Annotated in this window: 13 protein-coding genes; 1 reads left to right on the top strand and 12 read right to left on the bottom strand. The window is 44.7% G+C overall.

Annotated elements, in window-relative coordinates; all coding sequences use genetic code 11:
* Positions 1-262: 262 nt before the first annotated feature.
* Positions 263-2,233, bottom strand: coding sequence for a monovalent cation:proton antiporter-2 (CPA2) family protein (locus B1L02_RS05590; protein ID WP_088530234.1), 1,971 nt, complete (start codon positions 2,231-2,233; stop codon positions 263-265).
* Between the two features lie 153 nt (positions 2,234-2,386).
* On the opposite strand from B1L02_RS05590, the gene B1L02_RS05585 reads away from it, so the two are divergent.
* Entirely contained in the window at positions 2,387-3,283 is an 897-nt protein-coding gene (locus B1L02_RS05585) for a GGDEF domain-containing protein (RefSeq protein WP_088530233.1), read from the top strand.
* 33 nt (positions 3,284-3,316) lie between these two features.
* On the opposite strand, the gene B1L02_RS05580 is transcribed toward B1L02_RS05585, so the two are convergent.
* The 11 genes from B1L02_RS05580 to bamA form a co-directional block, all read right to left on the bottom strand.
* Complete coding sequence (locus B1L02_RS05580) at positions 3,317-3,664, bottom strand: hypothetical protein (protein WP_088530232.1); 348 nt, start codon at positions 3,662-3,664, stop codon at positions 3,317-3,319.
* Complete coding sequence (gene tilS / locus B1L02_RS05575) at positions 3,657-4,964, bottom strand: tRNA lysidine(34) synthetase TilS (protein WP_088530231.1); 1,308 nt, start codon at positions 4,962-4,964, stop codon at positions 3,657-3,659. The genes B1L02_RS05580 and tilS overlap by 8 nt, the downstream gene beginning before the upstream one ends.
* Before the next feature lie 86 nt (positions 4,965-5,050).
* Positions 5,051-6,007 carry an acetyl-CoA carboxylase carboxyl transferase subunit alpha gene (gene accA, locus B1L02_RS05570; protein WP_088530230.1) on the bottom strand — a complete coding sequence of 319 codons (957 nt, stop codon included), beginning with the start codon at positions 6,005-6,007 and terminating at the stop codon, positions 5,051-5,053.
* Positions 6,008-6,023: 16 nt separating this feature from the next.
* Complete coding sequence (dnaE, locus tag B1L02_RS05565) at positions 6,024-9,515, bottom strand: DNA polymerase III subunit alpha (protein WP_088530229.1); 3,492 nt, start codon at positions 9,513-9,515, stop codon at positions 6,024-6,026.
* Positions 9,516-9,517: 2 nt separating this feature from the next.
* A complete protein-coding gene (rnhB, locus tag B1L02_RS05560; protein WP_088530228.1) occupies positions 9,518-10,111 on the bottom strand; it encodes a ribonuclease HII in 594 nt (197 codons plus the stop codon).
* Positions 10,101-11,255 (bottom strand): lipid-A-disaccharide synthase, encoded by a 1,155-nt coding sequence (gene lpxB, locus B1L02_RS05555; RefSeq protein ID WP_088530227.1) that lies wholly within the window; start codon positions 11,253-11,255, stop codon positions 10,101-10,103. The genes rnhB and lpxB overlap by 11 nt, the downstream gene beginning before the upstream one ends.
* 72 nt (positions 11,256-11,327) lie before the next feature.
* Positions 11,328-12,101, bottom strand: coding sequence for an acyl-ACP--UDP-N-acetylglucosamine O-acyltransferase (lpxA, locus tag B1L02_RS05550; RefSeq protein WP_088530226.1), 774 nt, complete (start codon positions 12,099-12,101; stop codon positions 11,328-11,330).
* The gene (gene fabZ / locus B1L02_RS05545) at positions 12,101-12,553 is read right to left on the bottom strand and encodes a 3-hydroxyacyl-ACP dehydratase FabZ (protein ID WP_010371351.1); all 453 of its coding nucleotides are present in this window, start codon (positions 12,551-12,553) and stop codon (positions 12,101-12,103) included. Before fabZ ends, lpxA begins: the two co-directional genes overlap by 1 nt.
* Positions 12,554-12,563: 10 nt before the next feature.
* Positions 12,564-13,607, bottom strand: a complete 1,044-nt coding sequence (gene lpxD / locus B1L02_RS05540; RefSeq protein ID WP_088530225.1) for a UDP-3-O-(3-hydroxymyristoyl)glucosamine N-acyltransferase — start codon at positions 13,605-13,607, stop codon at positions 12,564-12,566.
* Complete coding sequence (locus B1L02_RS05535; protein ID WP_010371344.1) at positions 13,607-14,125, bottom strand: OmpH family outer membrane protein; 519 nt, start codon at positions 14,123-14,125, stop codon at positions 13,607-13,609. Before B1L02_RS05535 ends, lpxD begins: the two co-directional genes overlap by 1 nt.
* An 11-nt stretch (positions 14,126-14,136) precedes the next feature.
* Positions 14,137-16,608, bottom strand: coding sequence for an outer membrane protein assembly factor BamA (bamA, locus tag B1L02_RS05530; RefSeq protein ID WP_017216088.1), 2,472 nt, complete (start codon positions 16,606-16,608; stop codon positions 14,137-14,139).
* Positions 16,609-16,650: the final 42 nt, after the last annotated feature.

The raw sequence follows: 16,650 nt of genomic DNA, 5'->3' as shown, positions 1-16,650 counted from the left end.
CACACACAAGATCGCAGGGTAAACCTGCTCCTACTTCATATTGTAGGAGACGCTTTACGCGGCGATCTGTGACAACAAAAATCACACACAAGATCGCAGGGTAAACCTGCTCCTACTCCGTGTTGTAGGAGACGCTTTACGCGGCGATCTGTGACAACAAAAATCACACACAAGATCGCAGGGTAAACCTGCTCCTACTTCATATTGTAGGAGACGCTTTACGCGGCGATCTGTTAAAAAGATATAGATTTAAGAAACCTTATTACGGAAGGCCGTCGAGTAAAAACTGTTCCGCACGTTCAACGCGGCGGGGTTTACCCTTTAACAGCAACACATCGTTAACGCGTAAAACGGTTTGCTCAGCTGGTTGAGCAATTTCTTCGCCGTCGCGTCTTAGCGCCGTAATGTCAACGCGCTTAACGTTGAGTTCAAGCTCGGCGATTGACTTGTTAACAGCAAAAGCGTTATCAGGTAAGGCGATGGCATGCAAATACTCTAATCGCTCGCCTTTTACTTCATGCAAGTCGCCGCTGTCTCCGGCAAAGAAACCATGTAAATACGGATAACGATTTTCTCGCTCTTTACTGACGCGACGGAAAATCCTTCGCATGGGTACGCCAGACATATAAAGCACATGAGAAACCAGCATCAAACTTGCTTCTAAGGTTTCTGGCACGACTTCTGCGACACCCATCGCTTTTAATTGCTCCATATAGCTGTCATCTTTCATTCGTACTAGGATCTTCACTTCGTGAGTACGTCGACGAATGGCGTCAACAACCACTTGCGTCTGCTCAAAGTCATCAAAAGTAATAATAACCAAGCGTGCTTTATCAATATTCGCTGACTTTAACAGCGTTTTTTGTGCTGCATGACCAAATAATACAGGCTCACCAGCAATTTGTGCGTCTTGTACAATTTGCGGGTTGCGCTCTACCGCAATATAAGGAATAGCTTCTGGACGTAAAAATCGTGCGATAGTTTGACCCACACGAGCGTAGCCAAAAATCACAACATGATCTTTTAAATCAGCTGCGTTATAACCACTTGGCGCTTCGGGTTGCCAATCTTTTTCTATCCCTAAGATATTGATGATATAAGCAGTCTTACTGATGAGATAAGGCGTTAACGCCATAGATAGTACGCCGAGCGTAATTAAAAAAGACACTTCGTTTTTGTCTAGCAACTGGTGCTTATTAGCCAAAGCAACTAATACAAAGCCGAACTCCCCCATTTGCCAGATCAAAATACCCGCGCCCCATGCATCTTTTTTACGCTCCCCCATTAACTGTGCAATAGCAACAATAATCAACATTTTGATCACAAGCACGACTGCAAGTGCTGCAACAATATAAATAAACTGGTCGAGCACATAAGGAATATCCAACTGCATACCCACTGTGACAAAAAATAGCCCCATCAGAATATCTCTAAAAGGTCTGATTTCGGCTTCGAGCTGATGCCGATATTGGCTTTCACCCAACATCATGCCCGCTAAAAATGCGCCGAGCGCCATAGAGAGCCCAAACGAATAAGTTAGCGAGCCTGCGCACAGGGCAACAACCAATGTAGACAAGACGAACAACTCGTCCGTTCTTACCATCGCTATTTCGTTAAATATTTTTGGTAGTAACCACTTACCTATCGCCCATAATACCAGACACACAACCGCACCTTTGGCAAATGCGAATAGCAGCGCAGATGCCAACTCCGAGTTGCTAGCGGAAGAAATAAGCGGAAACGCGATAAGGAGCGGCACAACGGCGATATCTTGAAATAACAACATGCCAATACCGAGCTGACCATGGCGCGTGTTGAGCATGCCAAGCTCTTTTAATAATTTAACCACAACCGCCGTAGAAGAGAGTGCAATGAGACTCGCTATAACAAATGCCCCCACCCACTCGTATTGCATAAATCGCAACACCAGCATACCGATAATTGTGGTCACGATGACCTGCAAACTTCCTAAACCGAATACCACATTTCGCATTGCCATTAATTTTGGCACGGAAAATTCAAGCCCTAAACTGAACAGTAAGAACACAATACCAAGCTCGGCCATAAAGTGAATCTCTTGGCTGTCGCTCATCCAACCAATGCCGTGGCTGCCCGCGATTACCCCTGTGAGTAAATACGCAAGAATAGGCGGCAAGCCAATCCGCTTAAAGGACCAGACCAAAATCACAGCACACAATAGCAAGGCAAAAACCTGCGCGAAGATACTTTGCAATCTGCCTCCTGAGCGAAAAAGTTGACGGGGAATTAAGGTGGATTTCTTTTTCTTTCTTTTAAATATAGCAAGCGTTTGTTTTTAAGCCAGTTTAAATTTTTGGCATAAAGTTCGCATAGTAATCATGTATTGTTGTATTTAAGGGGAAGAAATATGGAAAATGTCCATATTTTGACACAAAGGTTGCCGACCAGAGGCGATTACTTGCCGTTCAATTCCGAACAGTATAGTACGCAAGGCGGCGAACACTATGCACGATTAGTCGACAAACTTCAGACAACGCTAGACATTGAAGAGCTGTTAACTATTTATGCGGAACATGTGGCAAGAATTTCAAAAATCTCGGGACTCCAGTTCCACTGTAGCTTTGGCGTCTTTCAGATGAAAGACAGCGATAGTCAATTTCCGGCTAGCACGTTTGATCTTGAGCTTGAAAAAGAGCACTTAGGCCAGCTGGTATATTTCAGTGAGTTTCCATTTAGTGAAGCTATCAAGGCAAAATTGTCAAAATTACACGCGTGTCTAATTTACCCAATGCGTAATGCCCTGATGTACAACCGAGTATTGCAATTAGCAACCAAGGATTCACTCACAGGACTTTATAATCGTAGTCAATTTACTGACAACCTAGATGAGAAGCTCGAGCGCTGCCGTCGTCAACATCGCAATTTCAGCCTAATGCTTTTAGATTTAGACAACTTTAAGCAAGTGAATGATGTTCATGGTCATAAAGCGGGTGATGAAGTACTGGTTGAGTTTTCGCGCATTTTGCAAACCTCAACGCGCGCAACTGATTCAGTATTTAGATTCGGTGGCGATGAGTTTGCCATTTTAATTGACGACCCAGCGTTCACGACCAACAAAGTAATTGCAGAAAGAATTATGGAAGCCGTAAGAAAGTCGAGCATGTTGGCTAAATATACGGTGACCACGAGCATTGGCTTTACGCTGGCATCAAGCCATGATACTGCCGACAATATATTTGCTCGTTCGGATAGCGGCTTATACCGCGCCAAAGCAGCCGGACGAAACTGCGCACGCGCAGTCTAAAAAGACCACTTCCCCTTTGCTCGGCGTTATGCGTTAACGCTGAGCTCCTTTTCCTAAGTAAAGGTACGCCATTAGGGTCAGTGCCGCGCCGTTAAAAAATCCATTTATTACCCATGCAAGCGCAAGGAAATCGGGTAACTCTGAAAACATCACCGCAAGCATTGGCGCAAGCAAACCAAGAATAAAATACATTCCTCCTTTACCGTGCCAATACAATAGTAAAAACACGATACTGATAATGCCAGATGCAGAAGCAAATACTTGATTCAGCCACACGACTTCGCTGGATATAAATAACACGATAAACACCGCCACAGTAAATGCTACCGCGTAAGGCGCTTTTCGTGCTAACTGCTGGCCAATCTTTTTACTTTCAGTCATCTTTTACTACCCAAATAATGCCATTGTCTTTTGCGTGTTCGGCACTCACAAACAGTCCGTTCACCGCAACCGGTGTGTCATTGTAATAAACAACTGCAATAGAATCACGCTCCCAGCTTGGAATGTGTAAATCTTTTAGCCAATGTTTCAAGGTATTAGAGCCAGGCTTACTCTGTGGTTTGATTCTATCTTTAAGTCTGCCGTAACGAATACTAACAATTTCGTCCGCGAAAGGCCTGCGGATCCCCTTGCCTGTTTGTATAGCGACAGGTGTACTTTGCCCACTGAGTTCGTTAAGGTTAACGGCCTCAATGTCATGCTTTTGGCGATTTTTCGTTACCCAATAAAGTGCATCACGATAACGCCTGACCGCGCCTTGTTTAAAACGCATTTCAAGTTGACTGTCTTGGCGTGATGAAAAGGCCTGCTGTACAATTTCATCAAGTTGCTTTTGGCTCGGCATATCAACGCCCTGTTTTGATAGCCAAAGTCTGATGACATTATCTCTTCTCGCATCAGAAAGCTGTTGTAAAGCCACGATATTTAGCGCCGCTTGGCAACGACACTTTTGCAAATCTTCTTCACTGACTTCGTCAATAATGGCTTGCTGGCGCTGCAAAATATCTATACTGCGTAGCGTGCTACCTACAAAACCATTGAATCGAGATTTAAGTAACGGGATCACTTGATTACGCAAAAAGTTACGCTCAAACGCATCGTCTGCGTTGGATTCATCCGTAATATGCTCAAGGCCAAACTGAAGTGCAAATGCTTCAATGTCGCAGCGATTAACGGCAAGTAGCGGACGAATACAATATCGCCCTGATGGCAGCTGAGTTGTCGCTCTCATCGCACCGAGCCCGAGTAACCCAGAGCCACGCTTTAATCTCAGTAAGAACGTTTCGACTTGGTCATCGGCATGTTGCCCAAGCACAATTGCGTAACCGGCTTTGGCCGCTTCATCTAATGCTTGAAAGCGAGCTTCGCGCGCTTGGGCTTCAAGGCTAGTACGGGTTTTCCGAGTGATAGAAACCTGTTTTGCAACGAAGGGAACATTGAGCGTTTCGCAAAGCGATTGGCAAAATTGCTGCCAGTGCGTAGCGTGCTGTGATAAGCCATGATTAACATAAATCGCTTGGAGTGTAACGTCATGCTTTTCTGCATATACCCGACAAAGATGGAGCAACACCACAGAGTCTACACCGCCAGATAAGGCAATACATAACCCTTTGACGTCAAGGCTGGAGCTCAATACCTTTACACTTCGCTCTAGTTGTTGGTAAACCCGACTATTAATCATGTTTTCTACAATCAATAAAAAAGCCGCTCATATAGCGGCTTTTTAACTTAAATTAGCATTGATATCAATACGAGAAGAAACCCGTATTAACAATAACCAAATGACATCAGGCGCTTATAGCGCTGATCTAACATCTCTTCGGTGCCTAGCGCTTCAAGATCAGCCAAGTCACGTTTAAGCTGCACTTTTAGGTTTTTCGCCATCGCATCGTAGTTGCGGTGCGCACCACCTAGTGGCTCTTCGATGATGTTATTGATAAGGTCCAGCTCTTTTACGCGAGAGGCTGATACACCCATTGCTTCTGCTGCAAGTGAAGCTTTGTCTGCACTCTTCCAAAGAATAGAAGCACAACCTTCAGGTGAAATGACTGAGTATGTACTGTATTGCAGCATGTTTACTCTGTCACCTACCCCGATAGCCAATGCACCACCAGAGCCGCCTTCACCAATTACGGTACAAATGGTTGGCACTTTGAGCGCTGCCATCACCTTAAGGTTACGTGCAATCGCTTCACTTTGACCGCGTTCTTCAGCACCTACACCCGGATAGGCTCCCGGTGTGTCGATAAAGGTAATGATTGGCATCTTAAAGCGTTCAGCCATTTCCATTAAGCGTAATGCTTTACGGTAACCTTCCGGCTTTGGCATACCAAAGTTACGCTTGATTTTTTCAGCAGTATCACGACCTTTTTGCTGACCGATAATCATTACTGGCTTGTCGTCAAGACGTGCAACACCACCAAGAATAGCCGGATCGTTAGCAAAAGTGCGGTCGCCCGCGAACTCGTCAAACTCGGTAAAAATGCGTTCAATATAATCGCGAGTATATGGACGAAGCGGATGACGCGCTAACTGAGACACCTGCCAAGTACCTAAACCATCGAAAATTTTCTTGGTTAGCTCAACATTTTTGTCTTTTAAGCGGCTGATCTCTTCTTCAAGGCTAAGATCTAAATCGCCAGAGCGGCTTACGTTTTGTAATTCTTTGATTTTTGCTTCCAATTCAGCGATTGGAAGTTCAAATTCAAGATAATTGAGGCTCATGCTCTAAACTACCTGTTTAGTTAAATTCTAATTCTAATTCCTGCGCCGCCAACAGTGATAAACGAGTTAAAAGCTCATCACTTGGCGTCACACACCATTGTGTTCCTAATGTTAACTCTGCTAATGCATCAGGACGCTGATATTTAATTTTTACTGGACACGTTCCAAATTTATATGGTTCTAGCACTTTTTTGAAATTATCAAAGAAGTTCGCGTCAATTTGAGCCATATTTAGCGTCATTTTTATTGCACTAATACGCTTTTCTCGCGCCTGAGCAATGGTAGAGATTTCTCTTGCGGTCATTGTAATGCCACCAGAGAAGTTATCAAAGCTGACCTGTCCAGATATTACCAAGATTTGGTTAATTTGCAGCATTTCTTGGTACATTTCAAACTGTTCAGGAAATAAGCGTACATCAATTCGGGCACTTTTGTCATCTAAAGTGATAAGTCCCCAACGCGCTCCTTTTTTGTTTATTAGGGTACGTGCATTGATGACCAATCCCGCCGCGGTTGCTACCGTATCACGATTACCGGGTTGTAAGTCAACTAACTTACCAGAGGTATAATATTTTAACTCTTTACGGTATTGGTTAATTGGGTGGCCCGTTAGATAAAGACCTAAGGTTTCTTTTTCCCCATTTAACCATTCTTTATCGCTAAGCGGTGTGGCTTTAATAAAGGCTTGCTCAACTTCCTCAGGCTCAACCGCAAGCAAACCAAATAAGTCACTCTGTCCAAGTGATTCAGCTTTGTGATGCTGCTCCGCTGACTTCATGGCATCCTTTAAGCTTGCCAGTAAAGTCGCACGCCCTGGCTGATCTCTGTCTGGGCCAAGCTTATCAAGCGCTCCGGCGTAAATGAGCTTTTCAATCACGCGTTTATTTAGGCGCTTTAAGTCAACTCGCGCACAGAAGTCGAATAAATCTTTAAATTCTCCCCCTTCGGCTCGCGCTTCAAGGATCGCTTCAACTGGGCCTTCACCCACACCTTTTATCGCGCCTATACCGTAGACGATTTCGCCTTGGCGATTTACAGTAAATTTGTAGACACCGGCGTTCACATCTGGTGGCAGCAGCGTCAACTTCATGTTTTCGCATTCATCTACCAAGGTTACGATTTTGTCGGTGTTATCCATATCCGCAGACATTACCGCCGCCATAAACTCGGCAGGGAAATGGGTCTTCATCCACAGCGTTTGATACGACACTAACGCGTAAGCTGCGGAGTGTGATTTGTTAAAGCCGTAACCCGCGAACTTCTCTACCAAGTCGAAGATTTTCATGGCAAGCTCGCCTTCGACGCCATTATCTTTGGCACCATCTTCAAACGTTGCACGTTGCTTCGCCATCTCTTCTGGCTTTTTCTTACCCATCGCACGACGAAGCAAGTCAGCGCCGCCTAGGCTATAACCTGCAAGCACCTGCGCTATCTGCATTACCTGTTCTTGGTAAAGGATGATCCCGTAGGTCGGCTCCAGTATGGGTTGTAGACTTTCGTGCTGGTATTGTGCATCTGGATACGATACTTCTTCACGACCATGCTTACGGTCGATAAAGTTATCTACCATGCCCGATTGCAAAGGACCCGGACGGAATAGCGCAACCAGTGCGATCATGTCTTCGAAACAGTCAGGCTTCAAGCGACGGATCAAGTCTTTCATACCACGAGATTCCAGCTGGAATACCGCAGTTGTTTGTGCGTCTAACAACACCTTAAAACTTGCAGGGTCATCCAGTGGGATAGCAGCGATATCAATCGGCTCACGACTTTCTCTGCCAAGGCGCTCGTTCGCCATATCGAGCGCCCATTGTAAAATGGTTAGCGTTCTTAGACCAAGGAAGTCAAACTTGACCAGACCGGCAGTTTCTACGTCGTTCTTGTCAAATTGGGTAACTGGGAACTTACCTTCTTCGTCGCAATACAGTGCAGCGAAGTCGGTAATGGTCGTAGGCGAGATAACAACACCGCCGGCGTGTTTACCCGCGTTACGCGTACAACCTTCAAGAATACGGCATTTATCAATCAGTTCTCGGACTTCTTCATCACTGTCGTAGGCCTCAGGCAAGCGTGGCTCAACATCAAACGCTTTAGCAAGCGTCATACCAGGATCGCCCGGCACAAGCTTGGAGATCCTATCTACGAAGCCATAAGGGTGGCCAAGCACACGACCAACGTCTCGAATTACCGCTTTTGCCGCCATCGTACCAAAGGTGATGATCTGAGATACTGCGTCACGACCGTACAGTTTAGCCACGTGGTCAATTACCTCGTCACGCCTATCCATACAGAAGTCGACGTCAAAGTCAGGCATCGAAACACGTTCGGGGTTAAGAAATCGTTCGAATAGGAGATCGAATTCAAGTGGGTCAAGATCTGTGATCTTAAGCGCATATGCCACTAAAGAACCTGCACCGGAACCACGACCGGGACCTACAGGGATGCCGTTATCTTTACTCCACTGAATGAACTCCATTACGATTAAGAAGTAGCCTGGGAATCCCATTTGGTTGATAACGTCGAGCTCAACCTGCAGACGTTCGTCATACTCACCACGCTTTTCTTTGCGATCATTTTCATCAGGAAATAAAAACTGTAACCGTTCTTCTAGACCATCACGCGACACTTTGACCAAGAAATCTTCGATCGCCAGATCACCCGTCGGATAATCCGGTAGGAAGTATGTGCCAAGCTGTACCGTCACGTTACAGCGCTTGGCGATTTCTACGGTGTTTTCTAAGGCTTCTGGAATGTCACTAAAGAGCGCCTGCATTTGTTCAGAAGTCTTTAAATATTGCTCTTTAGAAAAGCGCTTTGGTCTATTTTTGTCTTCTAATGTGTAACCGTCGTGAATAGCAACGCGAATTTCGTGGGCATCAAAGTCTTTTTCGTGTAAAAACACCACTTCATTCGTCGCCACAACGGGTATATTACGCGCAGCCGCAATCTCCACAGCACCGTGGAGATATTCTTCTTCTCGTGCACGTGCGGTACGTTGCAGCTCAATATAAAAATGGTCGTTAAAATGCTGTTCGTAAAACGCCAGCGTTTCTTCAATTAGCTTAGGATTGCCTTTTAAGATGGCTTTACCTAAATCGCCATCTTTCGCGCCGGAGATAAGGATCAGCCCTTCTTTGTATTTGGCGAGCCATTCTTTATCAATAACGGGACGATGGAATACATGGCCGCGAAGATAGGCATCAGAGATCAACAAGGTTAGATTTTTATACCCTTGATTGTTCTTAGCAAGAACGAGAATTCTACTCGGCTCATCGGGAAATTGATCTGACTTCAGCCAAAAATCCGCACCGATGATTGGCTTAATCCCTGCCCCGTGTGCGCTACCATAAAAACGCACTAAACCACATAAGTTCATTTGATCGGTGATGGCAAGCGCGGGCATTGCAAGCTCTTCGGCCCTTGCCACAATTGGTTTGGTCTTCGCTAGACCATCCACCATTGAGAAGTCACTGTGTACACGCAAATGGACAAACTGCGGGGCTGGCATGCTTACTCCTTCTCGGCCAAAATTCGTTGCACAGGCTTAAAGCTGGTACGGTGATGCGGAGTAACACCATGAGCTTCGAGCGCGGCAAAGTGGGCTTTGGTTGGATAACCTTTGTGGCCTGCAAAACCAAATTCTGGAAACTCAGAGTCGAGTGCTAACATCTCATTATCTCGGGTTACTTTCGCCAATATGGATGCTGCACTTATCTCGGCAACTAGGCTATCCCCTTTTACGACTGCGGTCGCCGAGATACTCAGCTTAGGTAAGCGATTTCCATCAACAAATACATGTTCAGGCTGAATGTCCAGTCCTTCAACCGCGCGTGTCATCGCCAACATCGTTGCATGGAGAATATTTAGCTCGTCAATTTCTGCAACCGACGCTCTCGCAATACAGTAGCACAATGCCTTTTCTTTTATTTCTTCTGCCAATGCGATACGCTTTTTCTCCGACAGCTTTTTCGAGTCGGTTAAGCCTACAATCGGCTTGGTTGGATCTAAAATGACGGCTGCAGTCACAACGTCACCCACCAACGGGCCACGTCCTACTTCGTCAACGCCTGCAATATACTGCACATCAGGACGTTCAATTTGCATCTATTAACTCCATCACAGCCTGAGCCGCTTGTTTGCTAGCATTTAGGCGAATGTTTTCATGTATCTCGTAAAACTTTCTAATCAGCTTGCTATTGTCGCCTTTTAACATCGGAAAAAGTGCATCTGCTAGTGCATCGGGATTACATTCTGCCTGTAAAAATTCTGGTACTAGCGGTGCGTCGGCCAATAAGTTCGGCAAAGCAAAGTACTTGATGTTAAAAGTAAAAAAGGTATTAAAAATCCAATAGCTCTTTGGATTTAGCTTATACCCTACCACCATTGGCTTTTTATATAGCATCGCCTCAAGTGTGGCAGTACCCGAGGCCAGTAAAACAGTATCCGCTGCTTGCATTGCCAGTGCTGACTGGCCGTCAAGCATAATTGGGTTCAATTCCGGCGCGACTTCTTTCAAGGCTTCTAAAAACTGCGCTCTGCGTTTTTCATTCACCAACGGCACGACAATTTTTAAATTGGGAATTTTATCGACTAATCTCTTTGCTGTTGCAAGGTAAGTGCGACTCAATAAACCGACTTCTGAACCTCGGCTACCGGGAAGCAACGCTAAAACGGTATCGTCTTGACTTAAGCTCAGCTGTGCACGCGCACCTGCGGTATCCGGCTCAAGTGGAATTTCATCCGCCAGCGTGTGACCCACAAATGTACAAGGCACTTCATGTTTATCATAAAAGGCTTTTTCGAATGGCAGCAAAGACAGCACTAGGTTAGTCGCTTCAGCAATCTTATGGATGCGTTTTTGACGCCACGCCCACACACTCGGGCTGACATACTGGATGGTTTTAACCCCAGCCGCTTTCAATGGTTTTTCAACACGCAAATTAAAATCCGGCGCATCGATACCGATGAATACATCAGGTGGATTATCAATAAAGTAGTTCACCAACTGCTTTTTAATTTTTAGCAAGCGAGGCAAGCGACCAAGCACTTCAACTAATCCCATAACTGCCAGTTCATCCATATCAAACAGACTATTACAGCCAGCTTGTTGCATTTTAGGACCACCGATCCCGACAAAATTGGCATTTGGGTAATGAACTTTTAGCGCATTTATGAGGCCTGCGCCGAGTATATCGCCCGATAACTCTCCTGCGACCATGCCAATGGTGATATTTTTTTCGTTAGCCATTGTTATTTTTCAGTATAAAAAAACGCCATACAAAATGTATGGCGTAAGTATAACCTGTATTGCGGTTCAAGTTTAGCGGATCAAACCACGATTAGAAGTCGCAATAAAATCAATCATTTGTTGAACTGCTGCGAACTCAGAAGCCTCTTCTTTTAGTGCTTCTAACGCATCCTCTAAACGCAGCCCCTTACGGAACAACGTTTTGTATGCGCGTCTTGTTGCCATGATTTCATCGGACTCAAAGCCGCGACGCTTTAAGCCTTCTGTATTAATCGCAACGGGCCTCGCTGGCGTGCCAGTCGTTGTCACAAAAGGCGGCACGTCTTGATTCACACCCGAGTACATACCAATAAAAGCATGTGAACCCACTTTACAAAATTGGTGTACACCAGAATTACCTGCAAGGATAACCCAGTCACCGATATGTACATGTCCGGCTACACTTGCATTGTTAGCGAAAATCACATTGCTGCCAATGACTGCGTCATGTGCCACATGAGTGTAAGCCATAAATAGGTTGTTGCTACCAATTCGAGTGATCCCTTCGTCTTGAATTGTGCCACGATGGATAGTCGCACACTCACGAATAACGTTGTTATCACCAATAATTAGCTTAGTTGGTTCATCCTTGTACTTTTTATCTTGGCAGGCTTCCCCTACTGACGCGAATTGGAAAATGTGATTGCCTGAACCAATCTCAGATGGGCCTTTGATCACAACATGTGATTCAATCTTACAGTTATCACCAATGACTACGTCATTGCCAATATAACTATAAGGGCCTACAGAAACATTCTCGCCTAAACGCGCGCCTGATTCGATAATTGCGGTAGGATGAATAGCCATTAAAACTCTCTTCTAGCACACATAATTTCAGCTGAACACACAGTCTTGCCTTCTACTTTAGCTTCAGCACTGAATTTCCAGATATTACGGCGTTCTTTTTCGAACTTAACGTGCAAATGCATCGTGTCACCCGGTAGAACAGGTTGTTTGAAACGTGCATTATCAATTGCCGCAAATAAGTATAGTTCATTCTCGCTGCGATTCTCGACCGTTTTAAAACCAAGTAAACCTGTTGCCTGAGCCATCGCTTCTAGGATCAACACACCTGGGAAAATAGGTTGCTCTGGGAAGTGACCCGTGAAAATAGGCTCATTAATCGTCACGTTTTTAATCGCGTGAAGATATTCACCAGGCTTAAAGTCTACTACTTTGTCAACTAGCAACATGGGGTAGCGGTGTGGAAGAAGTTTTAAAATCTCTTGGATATCAAAGCTGTTTAATTCGTTAGCCAAAATAGCTTCCTTATTCTACATCAATATCTTTAAGCTGTGCTGTCAGCACCTCAAGTGCCTTCAGGCGCGACTTAAAGTCAGATAAATTGCGTAAGTGTGCAATAGACTTACGCCACTCTTTATTCGTTTGGTGAGGTAAACCAGAAGAATAGATCCCCGGCTCTGTAATTCCTTTAGTAACCATGCTCATACCAGTAATGACAACACCATCACAAATTTCGTTGTGACCATTGATTGCTGTCATGCCACCGATTTGACAATACTTGCCGATTTTAACACTGCCCGCCAGTACCGTGCAGCCTGCTATGGCTGTACCGTAACCAACTTCGACGTTATGGGCGATTTGGATCTGGTTATCTAAAATGACGTTGCTATGAATAATGGTGTCTTCTAGCGCACCTCTATCAATAGAGGTACTCGCGCCAACTTCAACGCGGTCGCCAATAATTACGGTGCCAACTTGAGGGATTTTAACCCACTCGCCTTTTTCGTTGGCGTAGCCAAAACCATCACTTCCTATTACGGCACCTGACTGGAATAGACATTGTTCGCCTATCTGTACTTCATGATAGACGGTTACGTTTGCCCAGAGTTTAGTCTTTGCGCCTATTTTGGCATGTTTTCCAATGAAACAGCCTGGCCCTATCTCAACATCATCACCAATCACAGCGCCATCTTCAATTACAGCGTTCGCGCCCACACTGACGTTTGCACCAAGTGTTGCGGTATCAGAGATAACTGCTGTACGATGAACTCCTGATGCTGCGCTAGGTGTTGAGTCTAGCTTCTGTGCAAGTTTTGCATAGGCTACATAAGGATCTGCGATTATGAGTTTATTACCCGCAAAATAATCCGCATCTTTTTCACTCAAGATCACGGCCCCCGCAGTCGTGCTTTCAAGCTGACCACGGTATTTGCTGTTGGCTAAAAACGCGATTTGGTCGTCTTTTGCCTGTGCGAGAGTGGCGATATTTCGAATTGATTTATCGCCATCACCTTGCAGCTGAGCACCTAGATACTCAGCGAGTTGAGATAAGGTGTGAAGTTTTGTCATTACTTATTGCTAACCGCTTTTACCACTTCTTCAGAAAGGTCGGCTACTTTATCAGGATTGAAGTAAATTGTCGTATCTTTTACTTTAACTTCGTCAAACTTACCTTTTTTAGCAACAGACTCAATCGCATCCACGATTAACTTTTGTACTTTAGCAAGCTCTTGGTTTTGACGAACCTTAATCTCTTGCTCTAGTGGACGACCTTTTTCAGCAAGTGTCTTCTGCATGCCTTGGATCTTTTCACGAAGCGCCTCTTTTTGCTCTTCACTCATTGTTGTCGCTTCGCGCTTAAATTTCTCCGCTTCAAAACGAATGTCACCTTGAATTTTTTCAAGCTCTTGGCGACGTTCTGCAAATTCGGCTTGGAGTGTCTGTTCAATTTTCGCCATTTGTGGAATTTGCTTATACACTTCCTGCATATCTACGATGCCTACTTTGTGTGCAAATGCGCTACCTGAAGCACCCATCATTAGTGCTGCTGTCATGGCTAGTGTTGATGATTTAATAAATTTTTTCACAATAAAACTCCTTAGAATGTATTACTGATATTGAAGCTGATCGTCTTCGTATCGTCTTCTTCTTCTTTTTTGAGTGGGTAAGCGAAACTGATCAGCATAGGTCCCATAGGCGAGATCCACTGAATCGATAAACCCGTTGATACTCTGAACCTTGATGGATCAGAGAAATCAGAAAGTAGATTGTATTGATCTTCTGGCAAGTTGTTATAACGGTCTACATCAAACTCAGTATCCCAAACGTTTGCCGCATCGACGAAGAAACTCGTTCTTACTGAGCTCGTGTTTTCTTCGTCTAGGAATGGCGTTGGTACGATAAGCTCAAGACCTGCTAGTGCTTTTGCGTTACCACCGATACGACCACCTAGATTTAGCGTATCAAATTGCTGATCGCCGCCAATACAGCTACCTGATGTACCATCTGGTTTAGGTGTGCCCGGAATACACTTAGGCGCACGCTGTACCGCTCGAGGTAGAATCGTGTTTCGGTCAAAGCCACGTAGTTCTTGCTCTGAAATACGGAAGAACTCTTGGAATGGCAACACTTGCTCAAAGCCATTCGTTTCGCCATAACCATTACCATAGCCTAAACCCGCTCTCGCTGAGAATACCCAACGATGGTCATTACTGATTGGCCAGTAAAAACGTGAATCGTAATTGATCTTGAAGAAATTAAGATCTGAGTTTGGTGTAGTAATACTTAAGTTCAAGCTTTGACGAGAACCTGCTGTTGGGAACATACCACGGTTAACCGTTACACGTGACCAACCTGCACTTAACTCATATTTAGTAAAGTCATAATCGGCATTTGGATCGCTTTCGTTTAAGAAGCTTTCACGAAGTACTCGTGTTTGCTCAAAGTCTGAAATTTGCGAAAGGCTTTCTTCAATCCAACGAATACCAAAGTTAACGCGGTTAATCGCATTGATTGGGAAACCAAAGTTAGTGCCGATACCATAGCTCGTCGATTTGTAATCTACAATCCCAAACTCACTCGCATCGAACTTACTATAGAAGATACTGCTGCCTTGCGACACGCCATCAGGCGTAAAGTAAGGATCGGTATAAGACACACTATAACGCTCTGAACCACGCGAAGTGTTGATATTGAAAGCAACTTGGTTACCAGATCCTAGGAAGTTTGACTCACTGACACCAATGTTAAACTGAAGGCCCGCATAAGAACCGTAAGCCACACCCGCCTGAAAACTACCTGCTGGCTGTTCTTTTACTTTAAAGTCAACATCAACCTGATCTTCAACACCAGGAATTGGCTTGACTTCAAACTCTACCGATTCCATATATGGCAAACGTTGAATTTGAAGCTTTGAACGCTCTAGGTTTTGGTTAGACAACCACGCACCTTCAAGCTGCGTCATTTCACGACGTAATACCTCGTCTGCTGTATTTTGGTTACCGTTCACCACGATACGACGTACATATACGCGCTTTCCAGGATCAACAGATAGTGTTAATTGTACTTCTTTGTTTTCATCATCGATTTCTGGAACAGTTCGTACTTCAGCATTGGCGTAACCAAAACGCGCCAAATAACTCTTAATGAAGTCTTCAGTTGCCGTTACAACTGAGCCGTTGTAAAGCTCACCAGCGCGAAGTGGCACTATGCCTTTAATTAAGTCTTCACGACCTAATAAGTCACCAATGAAATCAAACCCTTTAACGGTATATTTTTCACCTTCGGTGATGTTCGCCGTAACATAAACTGATTCACGTTCTGGACTTACTGAAACCTGCGTTGAATCGATGTTAAAACGTAAATAACCACGGTCTAGGTAAAAACTGCGGATCTTTTCTAAATCGCCTTCAATGGTTTGTTTTTGATAGCGGTCATTAGAGAGGAAACGCCACCAAGGCAAGTCCTGCTGAGACTCAATTAGGTTAAGAAGTTCTTCGTCCGAGAACAGCTCATTACCAACAAGGTTAATTTGGCGTACAGAAGCAGCATCACCCTCTTCAAACTTCAGCATCAGCTTCACGCGGTTACGTGGCAATTCAACAATGCTCACTTCAACCTTAGCGTTGTATTTACCAATACTGTGGAAGAACTCCGTTAGGCCTTTTTCGATACTATCCAGTACCGTCCTGTCTAACGGCTCGCCTTGGCGAATATTTTGCTGCTCTAAACTCTCATTTAGCTGCTCGTCTTTGATATCTTTGTTTCCATCAAATTCGATTGAGCTGATTGTCGGACGTTCTTTAACCTTAAAAATTATCTGATTACCATCACGGAATACCGCGATGTTGTCAAAGTGGCCAGACTTATACAACGCCTTGATTGTGCGCGAAATAGTAAACTGATCGACATTGTCACCAACGTTGATCGGAATATGTGTCAAAGCAGCACCTAGTGCAACGCGCTGCAGCCCTTCTACTTTTAAATCTTCTACGATAAAGGAGTTTTGCCCTAAGGCAGCAAAACTAGCGCCCAGTAAACTGGTTACTGCAATGTGTTTTTTTATAGGCATTTTATTATCTTTATCCTTTACAACAATTTTGGCGCGATACGC

The organism is Pseudoalteromonas piscicida (assembly GCF_002208135.1).
Taxonomy (GTDB): domain Bacteria; phylum Pseudomonadota; class Gammaproteobacteria; order Enterobacterales; family Alteromonadaceae; genus Pseudoalteromonas; species Pseudoalteromonas piscicida_A.
Note: the sequence above shows the minus strand (reverse complement) of the source record. Positions and strands in the feature narration are given on the sequence as shown.

Excerpts from the sequence above, each read along its gene's own strand:
- lpxB (WP_088530227.1), bottom strand. The coding sequence starts at position 11,255 with ATGGCTAACGAAAAAAATATCACCATTGGCATGGTCGCAGGAGAGTTA.
- lpxD (WP_088530225.1), bottom strand. The coding sequence starts at position 13,607 with ATGACAAAACTTCACACCTTATCTCAACTCGCTGAGTATCTAGGTGCT.
- rnhB (WP_088530228.1), bottom strand. The coding sequence starts at position 10,111 with ATGCAAATTGAACGTCCTGATGTGCAGTATATTGCAGGCGTTGACGAA.
- accA (WP_088530230.1), bottom strand. The coding sequence starts at position 6,007 with ATGAGCCTCAATTATCTTGAATTTGAACTTCCAATCGCTGAATTGGAA.
- B1L02_RS05580 (WP_088530232.1), bottom strand. The coding sequence starts at position 3,664 with ATGACTGAAAGTAAAAAGATTGGCCAGCAGTTAGCACGAAAAGCGCCT.
- tilS (WP_088530231.1), bottom strand. The coding sequence starts at position 4,964 with ATGATTAATAGTCGGGTTTACCAACAACTAGAGCGAAGTGTAAAGGTA.
- bamA (WP_017216088.1), bottom strand. The coding sequence starts at position 16,608 with ATGCCTATAAAAAAACACATTGCAGTAACCAGTTTACTGGGCGCTAGT.
- B1L02_RS05585 (WP_088530233.1), top strand. The coding sequence starts at position 2,387 with ATGGAAAATGTCCATATTTTGACACAAAGGTTGCCGACCAGAGGCGAT.
- dnaE (WP_088530229.1), bottom strand. The coding sequence starts at position 9,515 with ATGCCAGCCCCGCAGTTTGTCCATTTGCGTGTACACAGTGACTTCTCA.
- lpxA (WP_088530226.1), bottom strand. The coding sequence starts at position 12,101 with ATGGCTATTCATCCTACCGCAATTATCGAATCAGGCGCGCGTTTAGGC.